General features: G+C 42.8%; 19 protein-coding genes. 10 read left to right on the plus strand and 9 right to left on the minus strand.

What is annotated here, in order from left to right; translation table 11 throughout:
* The first annotated feature begins 82 nt into the window (after positions 1-82).
* The 3 genes from phoB (at position 83) to L2729_RS03365 (ending at position 3,316) form a co-directional block, all read left to right on the plus strand.
* The gene (gene phoB / locus L2729_RS03355) at positions 83-772 is read left to right on the plus strand and encodes a phosphate regulon transcriptional regulator PhoB (RefSeq protein ID WP_101090388.1); all 690 of its coding nucleotides are present in this window, start codon (positions 83-85) and stop codon (positions 770-772) included.
* A 69-nt stretch (positions 773-841) separates the two neighbouring features.
* Complete coding sequence (gene phoR, locus L2729_RS03360) at positions 842-2,164, plus strand: phosphate regulon sensor histidine kinase PhoR (protein ID WP_248986972.1); 1,323 nt, start codon at positions 842-844, stop codon at positions 2,162-2,164.
* A gap of 180 nt (positions 2,165-2,344) precedes the next feature.
* Positions 2,345-3,316, plus strand: coding sequence for a PstS family phosphate ABC transporter substrate-binding protein (locus tag L2729_RS03365; protein WP_248986973.1), 972 nt, complete (start codon positions 2,345-2,347; stop codon positions 3,314-3,316).
* A 77-nt stretch (positions 3,317-3,393) separates the two neighbouring features.
* Here the strand turns inward: L2729_RS03365 and L2729_RS03370 are convergent, their stop codons facing one another.
* On the minus strand, positions 3,394-4,278 hold the full coding sequence (locus L2729_RS03370) for a collagenase (RefSeq protein ID WP_248986974.1): 885 nt from the start codon (positions 4,276-4,278) through the stop codon (positions 3,394-3,396).
* Between the two features lie 138 nt (positions 4,279-4,416).
* Between L2729_RS03370 and L2729_RS03375 the strand changes: the two genes are divergently transcribed.
* The gene (locus tag L2729_RS03375) at positions 4,417-6,207 is read left to right on the plus strand and encodes a M1 family metallopeptidase (protein ID WP_248986975.1); all 1,791 of its coding nucleotides are present in this window, start codon (positions 4,417-4,419) and stop codon (positions 6,205-6,207) included.
* 2,421 nt (positions 6,208-8,628) lie between these two features.
* Here the strand turns inward: L2729_RS03375 and L2729_RS03380 are convergent.
* Positions 8,629-9,111: a glutathione peroxidase gene (locus tag L2729_RS03380; RefSeq protein ID WP_248986976.1), complete on the minus strand. Its 483-nt coding sequence runs from the start codon at positions 9,109-9,111 to the stop codon at positions 8,629-8,631.
* Between the two features lie 201 nt (positions 9,112-9,312).
* Positions 9,313-10,398: a DUF4382 domain-containing protein gene (locus tag L2729_RS03385; protein ID WP_248986977.1), complete on the minus strand. Its 1,086-nt coding sequence runs from the start codon at positions 10,396-10,398 to the stop codon at positions 9,313-9,315.
* 407 nt (positions 10,399-10,805) lie between these two features.
* Between L2729_RS03385 and L2729_RS03390 the strand changes: the two genes are divergently transcribed.
* Positions 10,806-11,345, plus strand: a complete 540-nt coding sequence (locus L2729_RS03390; RefSeq protein ID WP_248986978.1) for a YfaZ family outer membrane protein — start codon at positions 10,806-10,808, stop codon at positions 11,343-11,345.
* 228 nt (positions 11,346-11,573) lie between these two features.
* On the plus strand, positions 11,574-13,259 hold the full coding sequence (locus tag L2729_RS03395) for a 7TM diverse intracellular signaling domain-containing protein (protein ID WP_248986979.1): 1,686 nt from the start codon (positions 11,574-11,576) through the stop codon (positions 13,257-13,259).
* A 72-nt stretch (positions 13,260-13,331) separates the two neighbouring features.
* On the opposite strand, the gene L2729_RS03400 is transcribed toward L2729_RS03395, so the two are convergent.
* The 3 genes from L2729_RS03400 to L2729_RS03410 all read right to left on the minus strand — a co-directional run bounded on the left by L2729_RS03400 (position 13,332) and on the right by L2729_RS03410 (position 16,004).
* Positions 13,332-13,559, minus strand: a complete 228-nt coding sequence (locus tag L2729_RS03400; protein ID WP_248986980.1) for a hypothetical protein — start codon at positions 13,557-13,559, stop codon at positions 13,332-13,334.
* A gap of 190 nt (positions 13,560-13,749) precedes the next feature.
* Positions 13,750-15,102 (minus strand): RsmB/NOP family class I SAM-dependent RNA methyltransferase, encoded by a 1,353-nt coding sequence (locus tag L2729_RS03405; RefSeq protein ID WP_248986981.1) that lies wholly within the window; start codon positions 15,100-15,102, stop codon positions 13,750-13,752.
* A gap of 230 nt (positions 15,103-15,332) precedes the next feature.
* Entirely contained in the window at positions 15,333-16,004 is a 672-nt protein-coding gene (locus L2729_RS03410) for a DUF2461 domain-containing protein (RefSeq protein WP_248986982.1), read from the minus strand.
* Positions 16,005-16,388: 384 nt separating this feature from the next.
* Between L2729_RS03410 and L2729_RS03415 the strand changes: the two genes are divergently transcribed.
* From L2729_RS03415 to L2729_RS03425, 3 genes are all read left to right on the plus strand, one after another.
* Positions 16,389-16,844 carry a YaiI/YqxD family protein gene (locus L2729_RS03415; protein WP_248986983.1) on the plus strand — a complete coding sequence of 152 codons (456 nt, stop codon included), beginning with the start codon at positions 16,389-16,391 and terminating at the stop codon, positions 16,842-16,844.
* 560 nt (positions 16,845-17,404) lie between these two features.
* Entirely contained in the window at positions 17,405-17,968 is a 564-nt protein-coding gene (locus L2729_RS03420; RefSeq protein ID WP_248986984.1) for an OmpA family protein, read from the plus strand.
* Between the two features lie 31 nt (positions 17,969-17,999).
* Positions 18,000-18,824, plus strand: coding sequence for a mechanosensitive ion channel family protein (locus L2729_RS03425; protein WP_248986985.1), 825 nt, complete (start codon positions 18,000-18,002; stop codon positions 18,822-18,824).
* A 65-nt stretch (positions 18,825-18,889) separates the two neighbouring features.
* Here L2729_RS03425 and L2729_RS03430 read toward each other — a convergent pair whose 3' ends face one another.
* Positions 18,890-19,528, minus strand: a complete 639-nt coding sequence (locus tag L2729_RS03430; RefSeq protein WP_248986986.1) for a trimeric intracellular cation channel family protein — start codon at positions 19,526-19,528, stop codon at positions 18,890-18,892.
* 413 nt (positions 19,529-19,941) lie between these two features.
* Between L2729_RS03430 and ltaE the strand changes: the two genes are divergently transcribed.
* Positions 19,942-20,955: a low-specificity L-threonine aldolase gene (ltaE, locus tag L2729_RS03435; protein ID WP_248986987.1), complete on the plus strand. Its 1,014-nt coding sequence runs from the start codon at positions 19,942-19,944 to the stop codon at positions 20,953-20,955.
* 135 nt (positions 20,956-21,090) lie between these two features.
* On the opposite strand, the gene L2729_RS03440 is transcribed toward ltaE, so the two are convergent.
* Complete coding sequence (locus L2729_RS03440) at positions 21,091-21,855, minus strand: hypothetical protein (RefSeq protein WP_248986988.1); 765 nt, start codon at positions 21,853-21,855, stop codon at positions 21,091-21,093.
* 142 nt (positions 21,856-21,997) lie between these two features.
* Positions 21,998-23,632, minus strand: coding sequence for an alkaline phosphatase family protein (locus L2729_RS03445; RefSeq protein ID WP_248986989.1), 1,635 nt, complete (start codon positions 23,630-23,632; stop codon positions 21,998-22,000).
* Between the last annotated feature and the right edge of the window lie 15 nt (positions 23,633-23,647).

Consider the following 23,647-nt stretch of genomic DNA (forward strand, 5'->3'; position numbering starts at 1 on the left):
CAAAATGTCATGTCATTTAATATTAATGTAATAAAACTGACCAATAATAGGCCCATAGAAATTCACTGACAGAAGATCGATTATGACAGCAAGGATACTGATAGTTGAAGATGAGTTGGCGATTCGCGAGATGCTAACTTTCGTGTTAGAGCAACATGGCTTTACCACAACGTCGGCTGAAGATTACGACTCAGCACTGGATATGTTAACAGAGCCCTATCCCGATCTTGTGTTGCTTGATTGGATGTTCCCAGGTGGCAGTGGTATTCAATTAGCTAAGCGATTACGCCAAGATGAATTTACCCGTCATATTCCAATTATCATGCTGACGGCTCGTGGTGAAGAAGAAGATAAAGTGAGGGGCCTTGAAGTGGGCGCTGATGACTTTATTACTAAACCTTTTTCTCCTAAAGAGCTAGTTGCTCGCATTAAGGCCGTATTGCGCCGTGCTGCGCCAACATGTCTTGAAGACCCCATCGATGTGCAAGGTTTACAATTGGACCCTGTAAGTCATCGTGTCACCGTCGGTGAACAAGTATTAGACATGGGCCCGACAGAGTTTCGTTTATTACATTTCTTTATGACCCACCCGGAGCGTGTTTACAGTCGTGAACAGCTGCTTGATAATGTTTGGGGCACCAACGTATATGTTGAAGATAGAACGGTTGATGTGCATATCAGGCGTTTACGCAAAGCGGTGACTGAATCTGGGCATGATCGTCTTATTCAAACTGTTCGTGGCGCTGGCTACCGTTTCTCAACGAGACTTTAGTTAAACATCTCATAGGCATAAGATAGCTTTTCCGTTATCTTATGCTCAGTTCTCCCATATGGTCGGTCTATGTTTGATTCATATTCTGGGTATCGTCTAATTTCTCGATTGGTGATCTATCTACTGCTTTGTTTAGTGGTTGGTTTACTGGTTAGTGAAGTCTTTTGGATACTTTTACTCGGTTGTATCTGTTTACTGTTTTGGAATTACCGTCAGCTTTCACGGCTTAACTATTGGCTGTGGCATGACCGCCGCTTAACACCGCCGAACGGCAGCGGTAGTTGGGAAGGGGTATTTAACGGTATCTATCGCTTACAGGGAAAAAACCGTAAACGCGTATCTCAACTCGCATTTCTACTCGGCCGCTTCAGGCAGGGCGCTGAAGCACTTCCTGATGCTGCCGTCGTGCTCGATGCTGAGCACAATATACTCTGGTGTAATAAACTCGCGCAGCTGTTATTAGGTTTTGTCTGGCCGCAAGATAATGGCCAGCGAATTGATAACCTGATCCGCCATCCTGATTTTTCTAATTACTTAAAAGATGCTGAATACCAAGAGCCTTTAGAATTAGCGTCCCCATTGTCTGAAGGGCGCTTATTAGAGATTCGGATCATGGGCTATGGCTCTGGCCAATTACTGCTGATTGCACGAGATATTACTCGTGTGCGTCAACTGGAGGGGATGCGTAAAGAGTTTGTCGCAAATGTGTCACACGAACTAAAGACCCCTTTGACGGTACTGCAGGGCTATTTGGAAATGATGCAGTCCATGGCGGAGCCAGACTCTCCCAATATTAAAGCGATGGAGCAGATGCAACAGCAAACCACGCGTATGCGCTCTATGGTTGAGCAGTTACTCGCGTTATCAAGAATTGAAGATGCCGGGGATGTAAACCTCGAAGTTAAAGTGAACATGTCATCGATGATGGACATACTGCATGACGAGGCGCTCGCGTTAGCACAAGATCAGTATCAGGTCAGTCTTTATTGTGAGCCTGGGCTTGATATGTATGGTAATGAGGTACAGCTACGAAGTGCTTGCACTAACCTTATCTCCAATGCGATTCGCTATACAGAGGCTGGTGGCACTATCGATATTAGCTGGCGAAAGATAGCCTCTGGTGGGCAATTTAGTGTGAGTGACAGTGGCGAAGGTATCGCAGCGCAACATATTAGCCGCTTAACGGAACGCTTCTATCGGGTTGATAGTGCGCGCTCAAGACAAAGTGGCGGTACAGGTTTAGGCCTTGCGATTACGAAACATGCGCTGAATCATCACCAGAGCGAGCTTATGGTATCAAGCCAGTTAGGTAAGGGCAGTACATTTAGTTTTGTTATTCCGCCCAACCTGATTGAGTTTACGGTCCCTGAGGCGCTAACCTCAGCCGAATAATGGCGAGAGGTTAAAAATAGATAACATAAAAACAGGCGCTTAGCCTGTTTTTTTATATTCGCGCCACCTATATCTCGCGTTGTCATTTAAGTGTCACGTTTTAGTAATAGACTTGTCATCATAGAAGTTAATACTGACAGCGTTTTAAGAAACCATGATATTTAAACACTGGAGCAAAGAATGAAATTGAAACAACTTGTTGGCGCAGTAAGCTTAACTGCAGCGACTGTATTTTCTGCAGCATCAATGGCTGCAATCGACCAGTCTTTACCAACTTATGAAAAAACAAGTGGTGTGTCTGGTAACTTATCGTCTGTTGGTTCAGATACTTTGGCTAACATGATGACGTTATGGGCTGAAGATTTTAAACAACTGTACCCTAACGTGAATATTCAAATTCAAGCAGCGGGTTCTTCTACTGCGCCGCCAGCATTGACTGAAGGTACTTCTCAGTTCGGCCCTATGAGCCGTAAGATGAAGCCAAATGAAGTTGAAGCATTCGAAAAGCATTACGGCTACCAGCCAACTGCGATTCGTGTTGCCATCGATGCGTTAGCAGTGTTTGTGCATAAAGATAACCCAATCAAAGGCATGAGCATGGAGCAGATCGACGGTATCTTCTCTTCTACTAAAAAGTGTGGCGGTGATGATGTTAAGCGTTGGGGTGATGTTGGCCTAACGGGCAGCTGGTCTGCACGTGACGTACAATTATATGGTCGTAACTCAGTATCAGGTACTTACGGTTACTTCAAAAAGAAAGCGCTTTGTAAAGGCGACTTCAAAGCTAACGTCAATGAGCAACCCGGTTCTGCTTCAGTCGTTCAGTCGGTATCTCAATCACTAAATGCGATTGGCTACTCTGGTATCGGTTATAAAACTGCGGGCGTAAAAGCGGTTGCGATTTCTAAGAAAGGCACCAATTACATCGCTGCTTCATCTGAAAATGCGGCAAGCGGTAAGTACCCACTATCACGTTACTTATATGTTTATGTGAACAAGCATCCTAACAAAGCACTTGCGCCAATGGATCGTGAGTTCATCCGCTATGTATTGTCAATGCAAGGGCAGCAAATCGTAGAGAAAGACGGTTATGTTGCACTTCCAAGAAGCGTTATTGCTAAAGATTTAGAGAAAGCCGGTATCCGTCTTTAAACGCTAATCTAGCAAGATAGACCCAAAAAGGCCTCATAAGAGGCCTTTTTTGATGGTGATATAAACGGTAATCGTGATTAGTTTTTGACTGTTAGGTCTGTTAACCACACTTGAAACTCAGCATCCATACTGGTTCCCCATTGATTCACTAATGCTTGATATCTTGGGTAATCGCCTTTGCGCGTAAAAGTCAGCATCTCATCAATTTTGTTTTTATGGTTCTCAATCATAAAGCGTACCGCGAGATAGCCCCAACGGTACACTCTATCGCCGCCGCCATTACTCTCATAACTGGTATTAAACAAATCACTTAAGACTAAGTTTTTATCGCCTATGACCTTGATGGCCTTTGGGTTGTCATCCCCAAGAGAGATGTATTCGGCAATGCCTTCGCTCCACCAAACAGTATGAGGATACAAAGGAGCGGGTTTTGGGCAGTATTCTGGTGCGCTATGTGAGTCATGCAATGATGCACAAAAATCGCCGTATAGGTTAAAGCGGCCATCGAGGTAATGCACATATTCATGAGCGAGATTCCAAACCTGTCCCTTTTTTTCATAGGCAACAAACTCTGCTTGATTACCATCTACCCAAGGAAAGCCCTCTAGGTACATGCCGCCGTTATCACTAGGAACATCAAAGTGAGCGGTCACATTGGCTATATAGTCTTCTCTGGAATGGTAAACATTGGCCCGCATACTGTGGTTGTTATCGTTGGTTACAGGCTTATTCAATGTGCCGAACAAAAGGTGAAACTTAGCTTCCTGTGTTTGCAGTAATAAGCATGCAGACTCAATTTGTTGTGACGTTAATGCTTGAGAACGAATTATGATAGTGTCACTACAGGCATAATTTTGGCTGAGTACAGTATTAAGGTCTTGGGCCGACTCGGCAGCAGTAAGCTGCGGTGCTATAAGTAGAGGACTGAGCAATAAAGTAATATTAAGATATTTATTTTTCATGGAGGGTTTCTCTTATTTTTATAGTTGCATACAATATCCACAAGTGTTTCATTTAAACTTATTCAAGTCAATCTCATCAATATCGATGAACGATGGCTAAAATAGCCTCATAAATTCAGTGACTAAAAAGGATGTGCCGTGTTAGAGCCGTGGGATAATAGCCGTGACTACCATTCATTCGCCAATACAGATCAAGTTTGTGTTAAGCATTTATCATTGATGTTAGATGTGGACTTTGCCTCGAGAAAACTGACTGGTCTGGTGGAGCTTGACCTTACATTTTTAAATAAAGATGCGCGTGAGTTGATGCTCGACCTGCGTGATCTCACTATTTTCAATGTGACCTCAGGCACAGATCAACACTTAGAATACGCCATCGACAAGGAAGATGAGATCTTAGGTCAACGCTTATGCGTCAAATTAGACTCGTCTGTCAGCAGTGTCAAAATACATTATGCTACCTCTCCAGAGGCGCAAGGTTTGCAGTGGCTAACGCCCGCTCAAACAAGCGGCAAGCAACAGCCGTTTCTTTTTAGTCAATCGCAGCCAATTAATGCCCGTAGCTGGATACCACTCCAAGATACACCTAAGGCTAGAATTACCTTTGATGCGGTGATCAATGCACCTAAGGGCATGCGAGCAGTCATGAGCGCCATGAATGATGCCACCGCAGCGCTTGATGGTTGTTTTAGCTTTACCATGGAAAAAGCGATGCCAACTCATCTGCTTGCCATCGCCGTTGGTGATCTGGCTTTTGGTCGATTAGGAGCACGTACCGGAGTGTATGCCGAGCCTGAGGTTGTCGAATCGGCAATCGCAGAATTTGAAGACACTGAAAGCATGGTTGAAGTGGCAGAGTCTTTGCTTGGCCCCTATCCTTGGGGCCGTTATGACATGCTCGTTCTGCCACCCAGTTTCCCATTTGGTGGAATGGAGAATCCACGACTCGCTTTTATGACGCCAACGTTAATCGCTGGTGATAAGAGCCTAGTGTCTACCGTTGCTCATGAGTTAGCGCACTCTTGGACCGGTAATCTGGTCAGTAATGCGACTTGGCGTGACTTATGGCTAAACGAGGGCTTCACCACATACTTCACTAACCGTATCGTCGAAAAAGTCTTTGGTAAAGAATTAGCTGAACTTGAAGTTGTGCTTGAGTACGGCCGACTAAAAGAAGCCATTGAGTCGACTCCAATGCAGGCACAAACTTTACCTGCCAATATGCAAAACCAAGATCCAAACGAAGCCTTCAATCGCTTCACTTATGACAAAGCATCGATGTTTGTACACGACTTAGAGAAAAGGCTCGGTCGTGAGTCTTTTGATACATTTCTTTATAATTATGTGCAAGCGTTTGCTTTTGAAGCGATAACGACAGAAACCTTTGTCGAGTATGCTAAAAAGACCTTATTGGTTGAGCATGCAGATACAATCACTAAAGCTGAGTTATTGGGTTGGATTTACGGCGAAGGTATGCCGGAATGGTTTACCGCGCCCACCTCAAATAGCCTAGACAAAGTGAACGTTGCACTCGCTGCATTCACATCGGGTTGTCTTGCGACAGAGTTAAATACCCTTGGCTGGTTAGTACACCATTGGCAGTACTTTTTGGCTAACCTACCGTTGGTGATGACACACACGCAACTGAGCGATCTTGATAACGTCTTTTCATTGACGGTTTCGACTAATGCAGAGATCGCATGTGATTGGTATAAGGTCGCTATTCGCAACGGCTATACAGCGGTACTGCCAGCGGTAAGTGACTACCTCGTTAAAATCGGCCGGGGTAAACTTGTTAAGCCTCTCTATGCTGAATTACTCAAAGCGGGATTTGTGGCTGAGATTAAAAATATCTACGCGCTAGCGCGTGATGGTTATCATCCGTCAATAGCAGTGATGCTAGATATTCAGCTTGAGGGCGTTCTTTAATAGGAAAAAAAAATGGCAATCCAAATGGATTGCCATAAAATATGTTTCTTAAGAGTTAACAAGTCAGTGCGCTAGCGAAACCGTTAACTCCAATGGCAGACCTCAACAGGAGTGCCCAAGGGAATGATGATGAACAATGAAACTAAAAGCTAAGCCAACTGATGAAATTCACTTAACGAGAATCGGTTCACATAGTCAGAGTCCTCTATTTCAATTTAGTTCCCAAATGAGGGCGCTTTATTGCATTTTATTTCACTTCTGTCTCTCAGCTTAAACTCAACATAAAGTCTATGTGCTTCTTTTATCTTAAATTCTATTGTTTGAGCTTTGTTAACCAGGATATGAACCGCGATTAAGTCTCAAGTAAAATAGTATCAAGTAAAAAAGTATCGAGTAAAAGCGGGCAAAAAAAATGGCAACCCAAATAGGTTGCCATAAAATATGTTTCTTAAGAGTTAACAAGTCAGTGCGCTAGCGAAACCGTTAACTCCAATGGCAGACCTCAACAGGAGTGCCCAAGGGAATGATGATGAACAATGAAACTAAAAGTTAAGCCAACTGATGAAATTCACTTAACGAGAATCGGTTCATATAGTCAGAGTCCTTTATTTCAATTTAGTTCCCAAATGAGGGAGTTTTATCGCATTTATTTCACTTCTTTCTCTCGGCTTAAACTCAACATAAAGTCTATGTGCTTCTTTTATCTTAAATTCTATTGTTTGAGCTTTGTTAACCAGGATAAGAACCGCGATTAAGTCTCAAGTAAAATAGTATCAAGTAAAAAAGTATCGAGTAAAAGCGGGCAAAAAAAATGGCAACCCAAATAGGTTGCCATACAATATGTTTCTTAGGAGTTAAACAAGTCAGTGCGCTAGCGAAACTGTTAACTCCAATGGCAAACCTCAACAGGAGTGCCCAAGGGAATGATGATGAACAATGAAACTAAAAGCTAAGCCAACTGATGAAATTCACTTAACCAGAATCGGTTCATATAATCAGAGTCCTCTATTTCAATTTAGTTCCCAAATGAGGGCGCTTTATTGCATTTTATTTCACTTCTTTCTCTCAGTTTAAACTCAACATAAAGTCTATGTGCTTCTTTTATCTTAAATTATCGTTCATAGCTAGAGTGTTGCTTATTGGTGATAATGAGAAAGCGGGCAAAAAAAATGGCAACCCAAATGGGTTGCCATACAATATGTTTCTTAGGAGTTAAACAAGTCAGTGCGCTAGCGAGACTGTTAACTCCAATGGCAAACCTCAACAGGAGTGCCCAAGGGAATGATGATGAACAATGAAACTAAAAGTTAAGCCAACTGATGAAATTCACTTAACCAGAATCGGTTCATATAGTCAGAGTCCTTTATTTCAATTTAGTTCCCAAATGAGGGAGTTTTATCGCATTTATTTCACTTCTTTCTCTCGGCTTAAACTCAACATAAAGTCTATATGCTTCTTTTATCTTAAATTCTATTGTTTGAGCTTTGTTAACCAGGATAAGAACCGCGATTAATTCTCAAGTAAAATAGTATCAAGTAAAAAAGTATCGAGTAAAAGCGGGCAAAAAAAATGGCAACCCAAATAGGTTGCCATACAATATGTTTCTTAGGAGTTAAACAAGTCAGTGCGCTAGCGAGACTGTTAACTCCAATGGCAAACCTCAACAGGAGTGCCCAAGGGAATGATGATGAACAATGAAACTAAAAGCTAAGCCAACTGATGAAATTCACTTAACCAGAATCGGTTCATATAGTCAGAGTCCTCTATTTCAATTTAGTTCCCAAATGAGGGCGCTTTATTACATTTTATTTCACTTCTTTCTCTCAGTTTAAACTCAACATAAAGTCTATGTGCTTCTTTTATCTTAAATTATCGTTCATAGCTAGAGTGTTGCTTATTGGTGATAATGAGAAAGCGGGCAAAAAAAATGGCAACCCAAATGGGTTGCCATACAATATGTTTCTCAGGAGTTAAACAAGTCAATGCGCTAGCGAAACTGTTAACTCCAACGGCAAACCTCAACAGGAGTGCCCAAGGGAATGATGATGAACAATGAAACTAAAAGTTAAGCCAACTGATGAAGTTCACTTAACGAGAATCGGTTCATATAGTCAGAGTCACTTATTTCAACTTAGTTCCCAAAGCTTAGAATTTTTTTGCTTACTTTTTGTTTTTGCCGTTGAATTTGACTGTTTTTGATAATTTAGGATAAAAAAAAGGGCAACCCAATGGGTTGCCTGATTGACCTACTTAGAGATCAAGGGGACTGCGCTAGAAGTCCCAGGGAGATGATGAACATGAAAACAAATTCAATGCTCAAGAGATTAGAGGGCGTTGTTTCGTGAAAGTTCAAAAAATAGACAGATATATTTAAACTTTTTTTACTCAATACTTAATGCACTGTTTTTTTTAGATTATTATTTACAGTAACTTTAAAATATCATTTTCAATAGCCATTGGTTTGGTTGTTGAAGCGAAGCGCTTTTCAACTTTACCTTGTTTGTTAACCAGGAACTTTGTGAAATTCCACTTTATCCGCTCGGAGCCAAATAGGCCTTTTGCTTCAGCTTTTAAGTGACGATATAAAGGGGCTGTATTTTCCCCATTGACCTCTATTTTTTCAAATAGAGGGAAGGTGACGCCAAAGTTAAGCTCGCAAAATGAACTTATCTCTGCGCTATTACCTTTTTCTTGAGCACCAAACTGGTTACAAGGGAATCCGAGGATCGCTAAGCCTTGTGACTGGTACTTCTTATAAAGCTCTTCAAGCTCCTTGTACTGCGGAGTAAAGCCACATTCACTCGCAGTATTAACAATTAAAACCACTTTTCCTTTGTAGTCCTCGAGAGAGGTATCTTGCCCTTGAATATTTGTTACTGAAAACCCGTAAATTGAAGATGACATAATGTGCTCCTTTTTCTGCAGATACCTTACTCTCATTTATAATTGCTAGCAATATCATTGCGCGCAATTTATTTTGATGTGACATATTTGGCAACCAAATGTAGAAGATATCAAATTTATGGGATGGTATTTTTGATGAATAAAAGGCACGCGCTAAATCGTGCCTTTTATTCCGTAGCGCGGTGTTAAACTCGAGGTTGTTTACGAGTCACTTGGTACAAATGATTCTGGGAAATGACGTGTTGTTGTTTCATCAACGACAACAGTAACGTCCTGCTCGGCAGAGTCGATGAAAAAAGCCGCTGTTCCATCCTGAGGATCACGAACATTGGATGCTTCAGGATCATCATTTTGTGCAAGACAGGTATAACCTAAGCTATATGTGTCGGCGACAACAAAGCCAAACTCATATTTATAACCTGAGGTGTTTCCTTCACTGTCTTCAATAGGGTTAACTCTAGCGGAGGTGATCGGGGCAACTTGAGTTAGCACATTTTCACCCGTTCTAAAGTCTGCCATATTATCTAATGCTGTACTGCTAGGATAAAGGTATACCGCTGGAGAAAACACTGAGCCGTTAGCATTGCTTTCACAATTACTCATCGTCTCAGTACTTATTTCCCCGGCTATTGCGCCAACATCGGCACTATTCACCAATTGGACCGATGTTGGTTTTAAGGTCCAATATTCTTTATTGCCATGAGGACCTTGGAGGCCTTTCGATAAATTGAATTCGGCCACAAATGAATTATTACCCGCTGCGATAGTAAATGCTTTATTGAAAAATAAGCGACCGGTATTATCTTCATCAGCACCCGTCCCACCACAAGAGCCGTTACTGTTAGTCATTAACCCTTCAACAACCCCACCTACATAGTCGCCATTGGTGTCTTTAGTTGCACCAGAAAGCACATAAGAGCTGTCTGTATCTGATATTTGGTTATTTTGCATATAGATACACATTTGGTATTCACCAACAGCGACAGACTGACCACTAACAAGTGTAGCTACATTTTGCCCTTGTACACTGAGCAAGTCGACGTGTTGTAAACCATCATCTCCGACCGAGACATCGAAGGATAGAGCACCATCGCTATTTTTTAATACAACCTGTTTAAAAGCAATATTAACGATATTTGCATCGGCTGGATTATCTGATACGCCAAGAGTGAACTGACCAAATTCAATTTCTGGTGATGAGTCAGTGTCAGAATCAGAACCACAGCCCGATAGCATCATGCTGGTAGCGATCGCGATACTTAAAGATGTGAGTTTTAGGTGTTTCATACTTGCTCCAAATCATATCACTCAGGATATTCATTATAGTTGTTGTAACCATTTTGGTGATGCTTAAATTGGGTATGCCAAAGCCTGTAACCTAGATAAATAGTAGCTTTGGCGTGGTTAAGTATAAGGGAGTAGAAGAAGGGTTGTTGCTCTTAAAAGTGAGCTCTATTAGTAATAATCTGCGGTTACTTATTCTTCAGTTTTAAATCAACCATTTGCATTGTTCAATGTCAGCATTTAATCGATATTCACTGCCACTCAAGTGAACCTGGTGTTGCTATTGTTGGTTAGTTGCTTGCTTTTTGTTGGGCTTTATTGAAATGCGAACAGAGCATCACGGTTTAGATAAAAATTGAGATGAGTTTTGTGTATGCTCCTCGTAAATTAAATATGTGTCGGGACGATGAATGAAAATTAAAGTGTTAGTGGGCGTGGCTTCGCTCTATTTGGTCAGTGTTTCAGCTCTGGCAACAGATGCTAGTGTTAGTTTAAATGATGACACCTTTTTAACCGACCTACAGGTTGATTTGAATAAGGATGTTAATGCGTCTGCAGAGTATATTTATTCTGAAAATGGCGGACAGATGCTATCCGGTGCACTGCATATTGCTCATGATGCGGGTATACACCATATTGAGATTGGCGCTAAGTTTAGTCAGCTTTGGTCTAAGAAAAGTCAGAATGGTAATGTTGTTGGCGTTGGCGGGCGTTATGCCATGCAGTTAGGCTCTAATATTTCGGTTCATGGTTCTGGTTACTATTCACCGTCAGTGCTGTCATTTGGTAATATTGATGGCTCTTGGCAGGTAGACGGTAAGGTTCAATATCAGCTTAACCCTGCATTGGCATTATTTGTGGGTTATAGAGATATCCGTTTTCAATATGATGACGCTCCAAATGCAACCTTTGAATCAGGCTTTTATTTAGGTGGCAGAGCAACGTTCTAGCGACTTTTTTTTATGCTGCTTTGTGCAGCTAATAGTGCGTTTACAACATCCGCTATTGGTTGCATGTCTATTTTTCTTTATTTTACCTACGTCTAAAGTACCTCCTCGGGATAACAAAGTGTGCTTTTAAATTGTTGATAAATGCCTGTTTCATGTAGACTTAAGTCAAAATATTGCCGAATGCGTGAACTTTGTCACGTTGATTTTGGTTCGATGTGGCTTTAGGAAATGAATTTATCCCCCATGCACATAAAAATAATAATAATCACTTTGTTGATATTGTCTCTCTTTGGCAGTAATGAAAGTGTTCATGCAAGTGCCGTTTTTGATCATACTTTTCTTTTTGAAGCCTCTGAAGATGAAAGCTTCCCGCAAGATTTTATGGCAATTACGCCTTGGATAAAATCACATTCTCAGCTGAATAAAGTCTCATTGGCGGGCGGTGATTATTGGATGGCAAGCGCTTTTGTTATCTCAGCAGATGAAGGCTTGTGGAGCGTTAATGTCAAAAATGCCATTATTGAATCTATCGACTACTGGATCATTGGCGAAGATGGTTCGAAGCAGTATTTCCACAGCGGTTACTATGCGCCATACGAATTTTTATTCGACTATGCACGAAAAGCTGAGCTAAAAAAGGCAACTAATTACTGGCTAGTAACCCGAATAAACAGCCGTTATTACTCCTCACAGCCCAAGCTTCAAGTGCAACCCTACGAGCAGCACCGTCTTGATTCTGACTTTAGTGCAATGTTTATTGTGCTGTGCTTGGGGGCACTTGCCTCAATTGCTTTTTATAATCTACTTATTTATGTATCCATTAAAGATAAAGCCTTTTTATATTATGGATTTTACGTGTTAACTTATTTCTTTGGTTGGGCGTTAACATTCCATATTCCGGCACACCTCTTTGGGTTTCATGGCTTGCCGTTGCACCATCTGTTCTTTATTGGTTTACCCATATTTAACATTCTTTTTTATAAGCATTTTTTGCAATTACCAGAACTGTCACCCAAATTATGGAAATTAAGTAAATACCTAATGTGGGCATGTATTATTGCCTTGCCAACCAGTATTTATTTAATCTCTTACACTGCTATCATCGCTTCTATTTTGATTATGCTGTGGATCGCTTTAGCGATTACCTGTGGCAATGTGTGCTTGTTAAAAGGCTTTTACCCTGCCCGATACTTCATCTTTGCATTCACCTGTTTGTTGCTTCCCGCGGTATTAATACTCCCCGGAAATATGGGATTAACGCCTGACTTTTTTGACAACGCCGAGTTAGCGACTTTGATAGGTGGCACTGCCGATGCGTTATTATTATCGCTAGCACTGGCACATAAAATTCGCATGTTGTCGGATGAAAAGCAGCGCTATATTGAAACGCTCGATATCGCCTGGAAAAATGCCCGTATTGATGAGTTAACGAAAACCGCTAACCGTTTTGCATTTGATGAGTTTATGCGTCAAGAGCAACCTATCGGATCATCGGCTATCTCAGAATGTTACTTAGTACTGGTCACGATAGAGGGCTTGTCACTGGTCAATAAAAAATTGGGTCTCGGAGAGGGAGATAAGCTCATTTGTTTTGTTGCTACGCAATTAGGTCGACGGACAAATCGCCGTAACCAAGAAAGTATTTTCCGAATAGGTGTAAATGATTTTGTGCTGTTTATTAATAAAGAGTGTATCGAAGAGATTGCACTGGCAACAGCTCAGATAGAGTCTCATTTTAGTGAAAAAGGCTTTAGCGATGCAAGTCTTCATGTTGGTCGGTGTTTGAATACCGATGTACAGAATAATCATGAATGGTTGCGTAATGCAGATCAAAATTTGTATGCCAATAAGAGCGTTAAGCGTCGTCAACTATATGCGCAGCGGTTAAACAGTACGCTTGATGTAGATGTGTGAGGTTTAGTCAGTATAAAGAGTAAGAGGTTGAAACCATGTTAACCTCTTACTTTATGATAAAATTCCAAAATATCAACGCCTTTTACTCTCACTCACAAAATGTTCTTCAGAAAATGCTTCTATTGGCGCTCGCTTATTGTGGCTACGCTGCTCTTTTCGTCGCAACTTTTGGCGGTTACTTTTACTGTCTTCAGTGAGGTTATCGTCGACATCATTTTCGTAAGATAAATTGTTGTCGAAACTATTCTCTAAACTATTGTCCCGCTCTACATGTTGATCAAACTCGTATGTATTTCTCATCGCCTTAATCCTAACATTTTCGATTATTCGTGCGTTTTGCACATTGAACTTTGCTGGCTTACCCCTGGATAATAAAAACAGAACATGACAACAGAATGACAAAGCGGCTAGGAAGTTAAGAAATGAGGTTGAAGCAAAAAAACGCCGTGCATTGCACGGCGTTTTTATCTAAATGGTGGTTAATATCGAATTAGCTTTTTCGGCACATTTTAGCCACGAACATACCATCAGTGTCTGCATCTTGCGGCCATACTGTGAGCATTTCTGCTGGTTGCCCTGTAAACGGGTGACTCAGTTGCTGCAATGCAAACTGTGGGTGTTGAACGAGAAATGCATTTACAACTTGCTCGTTTTCAACCGGTGACAATGAGCAAGTGGCATACACTAACTGCCCCTCTAACTTAACCGCTTTGGCACTGCGGTTAAGAATATCCAGTTGCAGTGCCTGCTTGTCATTCACCACACTCACATCGTCTAGCCATCGCATATCGGGGTTACGGCGCCAAGTGCCAGTGCAGCTGCAAGGTGCATCGACAAGTACTCCATCAAAGCTGCCTTGGGAGACGGGGAGAGAATCGTCCTGCCAAGGTGAAATAGATATGCCACTAAACCCGGCACGTTTTGCCCGCTTCATCAGTTCTTCTAATGGCTTTTTACGAATGTCTGATGCGGTGATTGAACCCGTTCCGTTCTCATCTTGATTGAACATTAAAGAGCGGATCTGCAATGATTTCCCACCCGCGCCGCTGCAGGCGTCCCACCAATGGTCATGGGCTTTAGGAGCACAAATTTGCCCAATCACTTGTGAGCCGAGATCTTGGATCTCTAAATGGCCCTGTAGATAGGGTTTTATCGCATTAAGGTTAATGCTCTTATGCCCAAGGTTGACGGTATCACTAAAAAAATCACTGCTGTTAGCGTCGATGTTATCACTTTGCAGTTCAGTGGAGAGCTGCAGGGCTGAGCACTTTTGCGCCCGGCCCCAAATCGGTGGACGTGAACTCATGGCTTCGATAAGCGCAAGCTCGTGCTGAGCGTCTATATCGGTAATGTCCCAAAACCACTGCGGTAATAAGTCTTTTTCTTGAAAATCGATATCAGGAAAACATCGCTGAACAAATTGGCACTTATCTGACACCGTTGACAAAGCCTGAGGGCTAGGGTTGACATTGAATTTAGCCGACTGATTAGCAAAGCCTTGCCAAGCTTCACTAAATTGGCTCCAAGAGTGACCTTCTAACTCCGCGACGACCGCAAGCACTGCAAACCAACTCTCATCCTGTTCTGTGCTGGTATGCACCTTTTTAAGCCAGCCCCACCAACGGAACAGCGCAAATAAGCTCTCTCTAATGACTCGTCGGTCTTTAGAACCATGTTTTTTATTGGCTCTGAAGTATTCGCCAACGATACGATCTGCGGGCGTTTTTTGCTGGAACACGCTGTTAAATAGTTGATGTATGGTGTTGCTGTAGCTAAATGCGCGTTTTTGCGCGCTGGTTTCAGCTAGAAATGCATTAACAGCTGTTGTAGATGATTCGACCATGTAAATGTGCCTGACGCAGAAGCCTCGAAGGGCTCAGATAAAAAGTGGCGCAATTGTAGCAGAGTCTACGGTTAAGTGCCTCAGCCAAGGTTGACTGAGGCACTGGCTTTACCGCTAATCTTTATCCAAGCAGATTGAGTGTTAAGTGTCTATGCAAGCTTTGAGCTAAAACGGCTGTTGTTGCATAACAGATAATCGATTAACAACTAAACGGGTAAGTTAAGCCGCCCTTAATAATCCAAATCCAGTGCAAAGCACAGGTAACGCATGAGTTGCTGACATTGCTCAAACTCTGCAGCGCAAATGTCGGCAAATTGCGTTGAGCAAACTTGCTCTATACTTATCGGTTTAATGGCGATGAAGTCTTTTCGTTTAAGCTCTTCTAGCATAGGGTGAGTTTTATCAAACCCTCTGGGTGGCCTAATGAGCTGACTGCCTTCCATGTTAAACCCACTTTTTGATAGCGCTGTTAATGCCTTTTTATAACCATTGGGATTTTCGTCGATACAGCTGCGGATAGCATTGAGCGCTTTGGATTCAGGATGCCAAATTCCCGCCCCTAGAAAGCAACTGTCGTTGGCGATATGTAAGTAAAGACCTGGCGCATGTACATCTTTACCTTGGAAGTGGCGAAATTGGATGCCGACATTGGTTTTATAAGGTGTTTTATCCTTACTAAAGCGGCTATCACGCTGCGGGCGCATCATACTGCCGCCGACCTTTTTGGGTACCGCGGTTAATCTTGGTGAAAGCGCTAGGATGGCTGGCTGCATCGATTCGATAAACTGCAGTGCGGGCGTTCGCACTTGATCTTCATATCTTGACTGGTTAGCTTTAAACCATTCTCGCTCATTGTTGACCGATAATTCGTTTAAGAAATCAAAACTGGCATGAGTAAACATTGCTGCGCTCTCAAAGAAACTTAATTGTTGATTAACATAACAAAGTAGCAGGGCAAATTATAGGTCAAATCGACTAGCTGACTCGATTAAGGGCGAGAGTTAAGCGGGGCACATTTCTGTCTAAATGAGTGGGATACTGCTATAGTCGGCGCCAAATTTTATATGGTAGCGCTAAACTCGGTGATGTAAGTGGCAGTGGTGGCGGGGCAGACTATGTGTGAGCCAGCAGCCTTAACAGCTTGCGACGGTAGAGTATTTAAACCCATAATAGCCATTTATGTTAGACACTGTTATAGGTTCTTATCTGCAGGGATATTATCCAGAATCATCGTTTTTATACGCCACAATGGCTCGATAAATGAAGGGGTTTTATGAAGGGGTTTTATGAAAATTTGGGTTGATGCCGATGCCTGTCCAGGTGTAACCAAAGAGACGCTTTTCCGCGCTGCTGATCGTGCTGAAATTGAAACTACACTGATTGCGAATCATAGCGTTAAAACTCCACCTTCGCGCTTTATTAAAATGGTCATCGTTTCCTCTGGCTTTGATGTTGCCGATGATGAAATTGTTAGACGGCTGCAAGTGGGGGATTTGGTCATTACAGCCGATATTCCTCTGGCAGCAGAAGCCATTGAGAAAGGTGCACTCGCGTTGAATCCACGTGGCGAGCTGTATACAGATCAAAACATTAAGTCGATTTTGAATATGCGAGACTTTATGGATACGATGCGAGCAAGTGGAGTTCAAACTGGAGGCCCTGCAGCCATGGGGCAAAGTGAACGGCAGGCTTTTGCCAATCAATTAGACCGTATTATTACTAAGTTTAAACAACAAAAGTAATTCGGGCTATTAGCACATCTTATAATGTCATTCGCGCTAATAATTTTTTGCGTGTTACTTTATTTCGACGGCATGCCGCCAACGGCGTATTGCCATCGTTTACTTACTTTATTCCACTTATTTAGTCTTCTCTTCTCGCTAACTTTCCACTGCTTTTTATCTTCTATTGTCTAATGTTATTGCTCACCCAAAAAGCGGTTAAGTAATAATGAAACCAAGCCAATGAGTTGTAACACTGGCTTCAATGGAATTCCTCCTATGCTGATGTACTTTGAATTAAAGGCGCACAAAACCTCTGCAACGAATCCTTTCAAGTTGTGCTCTGTTCAATAACTTACATACAAGCCTATCGATAGCGAATGGCGACCCTTGTTAACCTCTATGAATACAGTGGTTAAACGGGCAATGTTGGGGTAATTGTCGAAAAATGACTATGATGTAGTGATTAAGTTAATTATTTAACTGCCTTTTTGCTTTTTGTTAGTTAACATAGTTAGCAGGTAGCCCCAGTCTAATCATGCGGCTTTGCGAAAGGTTTGCTCCGACTCTAGGTTAACGATATGCGATGCTTGATATCCGGTCTGCTGTTTTGCTTGTTATTTGCCCATCCAGCCCTTGGGCGAGACTGGTTAGATAGCGATGCAGATGGTGTACCTGATCTCAAAGATGCGTGCGCCGAAACGAATACGGGTCATGCAGTAGATGCTAGTGGTTGTGCTCGTACAGTATTAACCGGTGAGCTTTGCCTCAACACATTGACGGGTGACTTGTATCCCGCTTATTGCACGCAGTTGTCATCAACTGCTGTTAAATTCGACTTTGCTAAGTCGGATCTGTTATCCAGCCAAAGGCAGGTGCTTGAACGTGTTTCGCTCTGGTTAAGCAAGGTACCAGTTAGATTGTTACTGATTGGTCATACTGATTCAGTCGGCAGTGAACGTTTTAATAAGACGTTGTCATTGTCACGGGCAAACAGTGTTAAGCGTGTACTAGTTAATGAGTTTAACTTTAGTACGACGCGTTTTGATGTGAAAGGTGTCGGTTATCAACAGCCCATTGCCGATAATAAAAGTCGTCGTGGTCGAGCGTTAAATAGAAGAGTTGAGTTTTTCGTTATTTTTTAAAAATACATTTCAAAATTAAGGGAGTATATACATGGATAATTTGCAAGGTCTGATGGATCAAGCACCTGAACTGATCGTCACCTATGGTATGCGAATTCTATTCGCAATCATTATTTTTGTGATTGGTAAGTTTTTTGCTGGAGTTGCCAAAAAACTCACAGCAAAGCTGCTTAAGAATCGTAAAGTCGATGAGACGGTCACTTCGTTTGTCGCTAACATTGCTTGGTCATTGGTCTTCGTATTTACTATCGTGGCGACATTAGGGCAGATTGGTGTACAAACTGCGTCTCTAGTTGCTGTTATTGGTGCCGCTGGCTTAGCGGTTGGTTTAGCGCTGCAAGGTTCATTATCTAATTTTGCCGCAGGCGTATTGATGGTGTTATTCCGCCCTTGTCGTGTGGGTGACTATGTTGAAGCTGCAGGTATTGCAGGTACGGTCAGTGAAATTACGATTTTTTCTACCAAGCTACTTAGCCCTGATAATAAAGTGATCATTGCACCAAACTCAGCAATGATGGATGGCACTATTATCAACTATTCGGCAATGGAGACTCGTCGTTTAGACTTGGTCATTGGCGTGTCTTATGATGCAAATCTTGCTGAAACCAAGAAGGTATTAACCTCAATACTGGACAATAGTCAGTTTGTACTTAAAGATCCCGCTTACACTGTAGCGGTAGCTGAACTCGCTGATTCTTCAGTTAACCTTGTGGTTCGTCCATGGGTAAAAGGCAGTGATTATTGGCCTGCGCATTTTGAAATATTAGAACAGATTAAAATTGCTCTTGATGAGGCGGGTATTGGAATTCCTTATCCACAAATGGATCTTTATGTGAAAGAAAGCCCAGCAAGTTAATTGCTCATCGGTATAAGTAAAAGGTCAGCATTTGCTGACCTTTTTTATGATTTTAAAGTGTGAACTTAATGGCCGTTGTCTGACTGATATTGGTAGTCAAACTTGGGCATTGACCAATGGTAGCGGATAGCGAGCATTCTAAAGCTAAAGCCAAAGGTGAGTGCGATAGAAAGGCTTATCCATTCAACAACACCGTTTAGCTTCATTGCCACATATAAAGCAGACGTTAGCAAAGCCACTAATGCGTATAGCTCTTTCTTAAAAATAAGCGGCACTTGATTGCACAAAATATCACGGATAACACCGCCAAAAACGCCAGTCACAACCCCCATCACAATTGCTATCTCAGTGCTGTAACCCAGCATTAAGGTTTTTTGTGCACCCACAATAGAAAATACCGCCAGACCAATAGCATCAATGGCTAAAAACAATCGCGATAAGTAGCGCATTAACGGTGCAATCATAACAGTGAGTAGTGATGCCGCTGCGATGGCTAGCAAGTAATGTGCATTTTCAATCCATACGAGGGGGTAGTTACCTAGGAGCATATCGCGCAGGGTGCCACCACCAATTGCGGTGACACAACCAATAATCACCACACCAAAAAGGTCCATCTGTTTTTTACCGGCGGCTAGGGCGCCCGTCATCGCTTCAGCTAATATGCCGATGAACCACAAAGCACTGATTACTTTTACTTCTAACATAAGATCATTCTAGCTAACCAAAAGAAAGCGAATTCTGCCCGTATTTTAGTGAAAAATACAGTGATAAATATTGTTTTTCGCATTAATTAATCTAATGGTTGTTAAAGTGGTTTTTTGCCGCAGCTCAATTGCATTAGGTGTTTTGGGATATTGACGGATAGTTTTAATAATTGAGGGAGATTAATAATGCCTCTTTATAGTGGCTTGGTCGTGTTCGCTATCGATACCGCGAGTTTAATTTGTTGAACTCTCTGGTGACTTGGTGCTGGTAGAAGCTGGGTTGTCACAGTATTATTAGGGGGCTTTTAATCATTCTATTCTTTGTAGCCAAGAACAGAACAAAATCTAAGCTCGAAAGAACAACCGTCCCCGAGTAATTGAGTTCAAACACAATATTGATAATGAGGTAAGTAATGATAGATTTTCGCAGTGACACTGTGACGAAACCTACAGCCGCTATGCGTGCTGCAATTGGCGTTGCTGAAGTCGGAGATGATGTATATGGCGACGATCCAAGCGTTAACTACCTTGAAGATATGGCCGCTGAAATGTTTGGTTTTGATGGCGCTTTATTTACCTCATCAGGCACTCAAGCTAACTTACTAGCCTTGATGAGCCATTGTGAACGCGGAGATGAGTATATTTGTGGCCAGCAAGCGCATAACTATAAATTTGAAGGCGGTGGAGCTGCTGTTTTAGGCAGTATTCAGCCGCAGCCACTGAACAACCAAGCCGATGGCAGTATTTTACTGTCGGACATCGAAGCTGCGATTAAGCCCGATGATGTCCATTTTGCGCGTACTCGGTTATTGAGTCTGGAAAATACCATTGGTGGCAAAGTGGTACCACAAGCCTATTTGGCCGATGCACAATCTTTAGCATTTGAAAAAGGGCTTAAAATTCATCTTGATGGTGCACGTGTTGCGAATGCTGCCGTGGCTCAAAACCTACCGATGACCGCCATTACGCAGTATTTCGACTCCGTATCTATCTGCTTATCTAAAGGGTTATGTGCGCCAGTGGGTTCAATATTACTGGCTGATGAGCGTTTAATTAAAAAAGCGCGACGCTGGCGTAAAATGCTTGGCGGAGGGATGCGCCAAGCGGGTATATTGGCGGCAGCGGCTCAGTTGGCATTGACTGACCAAGTCGAACGATTGGCTGACGATCATGATAATGCCGCTTATCTGGCGTCGCAGCTGTCTACGATTGACTGTTTTGATGTTGATATGTCACTGGTGCAAACCAATATGGTGTTTGCCAAGGTGGTTGGCGAGTTAGATATTCATCAGGTTACCGAGCAGCTTAAGCAAAAAGGCATACTGGTTAGCGCGGGTAAAACACTGCGTTTAGTCACTCATGCAGATATATCGCGTGCGGATATTGATTGCTTTATCCGCGAGCTTAAAATAATTCTGAAGCGTTAAGCTGGATTCAAATCATGGTCCTTCATTAATTCACTGATGGATTGGATGTTTGAGCACTTAAGTCATACGCTAATGAAACTTAAAAGCCCTTAATGTTAAGGGCTTTTTTTGTGACTTTAAACGATTAACTAGACTCTAGTGCTGGTGGCCGCTTTCTCCGTTTTGGATCTGCTTGCCTTGGCTATCATAAAATCCACTGCTACCGTGCTGAATAAAGCCTTGATGGATCATTTTAGCAATGAAAGGGTCTGACTCATTGTCGCCGACATCGGCAAAGTCAATATCCCGATAGCCTGACGTCAGCGCGATAAAGTCGCTCTTAGGAAGCGCTTTTATTTCTAGCAACTCATATTGAATACTGCCTTTTTTATCGGTCACTCGAAACAATTTTGGCAGCGCGAGTTTATCGAGCCATGTGATTGCTAACGAATGATTTTGTTGTTGCCCTTGATATTGTTGCTCAGTCATACAGATGTCAGTCGCCTTATTTGAGCTCGATGGCAGCTGTTGCATACTGGCGATCGTCTTTGGGGAGATAAGGTGATTGAGTTGCTTGAAGTCAAAATGGATATTCAGAGAAAGCAGGTCGCCATTTTGATAACTAACAGAGCGACGTTCGTTTGGAAAATAACGGACATATTCCCCGCGAGTATTCCACAGCTCAAAGCTTTGCGCGCTATGCTGATAGATGACTTCTTGGTCATTTCTTAGCAAGGTTATCTCTTTAGTCACTCCCAGATTATTAGAGACTGCATATCGCGCACTGAGGTGTGATGAGTCTAGCGATTCGCATTGCACTGCATGGGCCGCTGTACTGCTGATTAAGAGCGCAATTAATGTGCCCGCCATAGTAAGCGCTGAAGTATAAGAGAACGGCTTTGAAGATGTATTGTGCTGCATGATCACTCCTGAGAAGGGCTGAATGTTGGATGCTGAATGTTTATTAAAGTGATTGTTTATTAAAGTGATTGTTGATATCGATATCTGAAGGTTTGAATAAGCCACTGAGACTATCCAGTGGCTTTTCAATCATCGTTCGTTGCTATGGTTGGGCAGCTTCTGCCTTTTCAACCAAATTGATGGCATGGTTCATGACATGAAAAATGTGGTTTTGCTCAACAGTGCCTTGCATAAGGTGTGAACCTGGACCGCTGGCAAATATAGCAACATCTTCACCTGCATGGGTTTCACTGCCCAGTGGTACGAGTGCTTCTTGATGGAAGCCAGCGCTTTGGGTATTAACATAATTTAGGTCAAAACGACCCGATGCAGCAGCGTAGCCATAACGCTCGTCGCCACCAGTGGCTAAGTTGGCGTAACCTAGGCCGTTAGCGTAGCCAACAGTGGTATACGGTAAGCCATTAGTATCGGTTGAGTTAGTGATTACAGGTTGGCCGTCAGTGCCATTACCTTTAACTAAGCCCAAGATTGGGTTACCACGAGTGGGGTAGCCTGCAATGGTAAACACATGGCTATGATCGGCGGTAACAATTAGCAAAGTGTCTTTAGCGGACGTTTTTTCCATCGCAACGCGGACTGCTTCTGACATGGCTATCGTGTCATGTAGCGCTCGTGCTGCATTACCCGCATGGTGAGCATGGTCGATACGTCCGGCTTCAATAATGAGTACAAAACCTTTGTCATTTTTCTTCAAAATATCAATCGATTTTGCGGTCATCTCAGCCAATGATGGTTCGCCAGTGACACCCGCCGTTGTGCGGTCATAGTCATATTCCATGTGCGAGGAGTTAAACAGGCCTAACGCATGGTCAGTGGTGCTTGGGTCTAACGCTAAGAAGCCATCTCTATCAGCAACATAAGCAGCGTTAGTATATTTTTTTAGCCATTCATCGGTTAAGTCGCGGTTATCGAGACGTTTACCTGATTTACCTTCTGGATCTGTCATCGTACTCGGAATAAAGGCACGACGACCGCCGCCCATTACCACGTTAAGTCCGCTGCCAAAGTTAAAGTCGATTAACTGTGATGCGATATCTTTACAACCATTGGTGACCGCTTCTGCTGACAAGTCAGCATCGCTTTCCCAGTTACGCTCAGGTGCATGGGCATAGGTTGCCGCTGGTGTTGCATGGGTGATGCGAGCAGTGGAGACCACACCCGTTGATAATCCCGCCATCGCGGCTAGCTCAAGTGAAGTGACCAGGTTTTGGCCTGACGTTGAAGCGCAATTACCTCGTGAGACACCTTCCGCTTGTGAAAGCACACCAACATCGGTTTTGACGCCAGTGACCATCGCGGTCATGGTGCCTGCTGAGTCAGGTGTTTGACCGTCGACATTATACGTTTTAGCTAATCCTAAATAGGGGAGGGTTTCAAACGAGAGTGAGTTTTCTTCACCCGTTTGTCCTTTTAATTGACCTTCTAAAATACGCGCTGCTGTGACGGTCGACACTCCCATACCATCACCAACAAACAGAATGATGTTCTTGGCCGCGCCAGCTTGGTTATTAACGGTTAGCTCCTCGGCTTTGGCGACTCTAGCTTGGCCGTCGATATACCACTGGTTAACAGCTGTCCAGTCTTGGCCACTGTTACCGTTACCACCATTGTTGCCATCAGTGCCATTGTTGCCGTCGGCGCCGTTATCACCATCGCTGCCACAAGCTGCTAAACCAAGCATTGCTGCAATCGAAAGTACGAGTAATTTCTTGTTCATTTTAAACTCCAATTA

Source organism: Shewanella gelidimarina, from assembly GCF_023283945.1.
GTDB classification, from domain to species: domain Bacteria; phylum Pseudomonadota; class Gammaproteobacteria; order Enterobacterales; family Shewanellaceae; genus Shewanella; species Shewanella gelidimarina.